Here is a 2225-nt window from a genome sequence, read left to right as displayed (position 1 = left end):
ATAAAATAGATTAGCTAAAAAATAGCTTAGTTATGATAGTTGTTATCAGTTAAGTAGAAATTCGTAACGTTTATTAAATTTACTTGACCAGCCCCAAGAAATCAGCGCATAAGGCCGCCCAAATCTCGTTAAAATATCGGCAAATTAAAGCGCGCAAATTTAAAAGTTGCGATATCTCTAACGACAAACTTCTTTTTTATAAGCACGGCAAAAGCGGCAATGCACACGTCATAAACTGCGGCGGCGACGCATTCGTCAAGCGTTTAGAAAAACCTGATAACGAAGGCTAAAGCTCTATTTTAGGATAATGAAAAATACGAGCCTACCTTAATAGACGGCGAAAATTTAGAAAATTGCACTATCATAGGGTGCGGCGCATGTCAAAAAAGGCGTGGTTGAAAGGGATTTTGAAGCTGTTTTTGAAGCTTTTGAGGCAAATTGAAGGTTTGGCTTTCAAAATGCAAAAAACCTAAATTTTGCAAATTTTACGTTTTTAGTTCTTATTTTTCCTTATGTTTCTATCTGCTAAAATAGCGTTTTTAACGCTGTTTACTCCACATTTTACCCATTCTTGCTTTTGCCTTTTATAAGATTTATCGTTTGCGGGTCTAAAAATACGATATAAAAATCGTAGCGCCAAAAGTAAAATGCCGCGCAGGCCGTAAATTTACGCAAATTTATCTAAAGACGCGGAGTAAATTTAACCCCTTTGCGTCTAAAAACTACGACAGCGCCGCCTCAACTGCCGCATCTATGTGTATCTGCGTCGTATCAAAAAGCCGCACATCCGTATCCGCCTGCGATACCAGCATGCCTATCTCGGTGCAGCCAAGTATCGCTCCTTACGCGCCGCGCGACCTAAAATCCTCGATGATGTGCAAGAAATTCGCCTTTGAGCTAGGCGCGATTTTGCCGTAGCAAAGCTCCTCAAAGATGACGCGATTTACTTCCGCCATATCTCCCGCGCTTGGCAAAAGCACTCTATCAACCGACTTTTATAAAAATCCTGCGTCATCGTATAGACGGTGCCGAGCAGCCCTACTTTGGCGACGCCTGCGTTTTTTAGCGCTTTTAGCGTAGCATCCGCGATATGCGCCACAGGCACGCTAACGGCGCTTTGCACGGCATCAAAGCACCTATGCATCGTGTTCGTGCAGATGAAGATAAAATCAGCCCCGCCGCCTTGCAAAATCCTCGCGTGACGCGCCAAAATTTCGCCGCGTCCTCCCATCTGTTTTCGCGCTGGCAGACCTCGATCTCCTCGAAATTTACGCTGCTTAGCAGTATCTCCGCGCTGCTAAGGCCGCCTAGACGCTCGTTTATTTTGCGATTTATTTGCTCGTAATACGTTATCGTAGACTCAAAACTCATCCCGCCGATTAGGCCGATTTTTTTCATATTTGCTCCTTAAATTTCGGCGATTTTACGATTTTAAATTAAATTTGCTCTAAATGTGGTCTGCCGCGTCAAATTTGGCAATAGTCGTCTAAAATAACAAGCTAAAATTAGGCGCGCAAATTTAATCTTTAAATTTAGCCCGCCGCGAAAGGGCAAATTTAACGCAACCAGACACGCTAAATTTAATGAACCGATGAGGGCGAATTTAGGTCTAAATTTAAATGGCGCAAAAACGAAGATGCGGTCAAATTTTAGCGCGCTAGCGGCCTAAATTTGCTTATCAATTTAACCGACTTAAAGCGGCGTTTTGATTACTTCGCGCGGGCGGATTAAATTTACGTCCTTTGCGGTTTGGTAAAGCTTTATCTTTTTGCAAGGTAAAATCGCCTGCGGATTTCACACGTTCGCGTCCGAAAGTCTTTCGCCTACGTTTTTGGCGCGCTTTGCCAGAGCCGCTTCGGCGTTTTTTAAATGCTAGCTTGACGCCCAAACCGCCTCCGTTTTACGCCCGCAAGTGCCCAAAACCGCATTTTGCCGTCAAATTTCGCCTAGATCCCGCCCATTGCCGTGCAGACATCGCCGCTTTACGTTTTAGCGCTTTAATCTCGCGCCGTGAAATTTACGCGCCGTTTACACATAGTCGTTTCGCGCGGTAAAATTTATAAAATTTCGCGCGAATTTTACTCGGGCTTTTATCATCGCTTCGCCGCTTTTTTGAGCTTTGCGCGCCAGATTTTCTCGCCAAAGCGGCACAAAGCCAAAAATCATGGCCTCAAAGCCAAATTTAAACCGCGCGAATCAGCCACGCGAATTTAGCTAAATTTACT

At 44.1% G+C, this 2225-nt stretch carries 1 protein-coding gene and 1 pseudogene; both read right to left on the bottom strand.

Annotation, left to right across the window (positions count from 1 at the left end; genetic code table 11):
• Window positions 1-722: 722 nt before the first annotated feature.
• A pseudogene (locus Q0314_RS03150) lies at window positions 723-1398 on the bottom strand (aspartate/glutamate racemase family protein).
• Window positions 1399-2028: 630 nt separating this feature from the next.
• The gene (locus Q0314_RS03145) at window positions 2029-2166 is read right to left on the bottom strand and encodes a hypothetical protein (RefSeq protein ID WP_298056419.1); all 138 of its coding nucleotides are present in this window, start codon (window positions 2164-2166) and stop codon (window positions 2029-2031) included.
• Window positions 2167-2225 lie beyond the last annotated feature (59 nt).

Origin of the sequence: uncultured Campylobacter sp. (assembly GCF_938040115.1) — a bacterium.
Classification (GTDB): Bacteria; Campylobacterota; Campylobacteria; order Campylobacterales; family Campylobacteraceae; genus Campylobacter_A.
Note: the sequence above shows the minus strand (reverse complement) of the source record. Positions and strands in the feature narration are given on the sequence as shown.

Excerpts from the sequence above, each read along its gene's own strand:
- Q0314_RS03145 (WP_298056419.1), bottom strand. The coding sequence starts at position 2,166 with ATGATTTTTGGCTTTGTGCCGCTTTGGCGAGAAAATCTGGCGCGCAAA.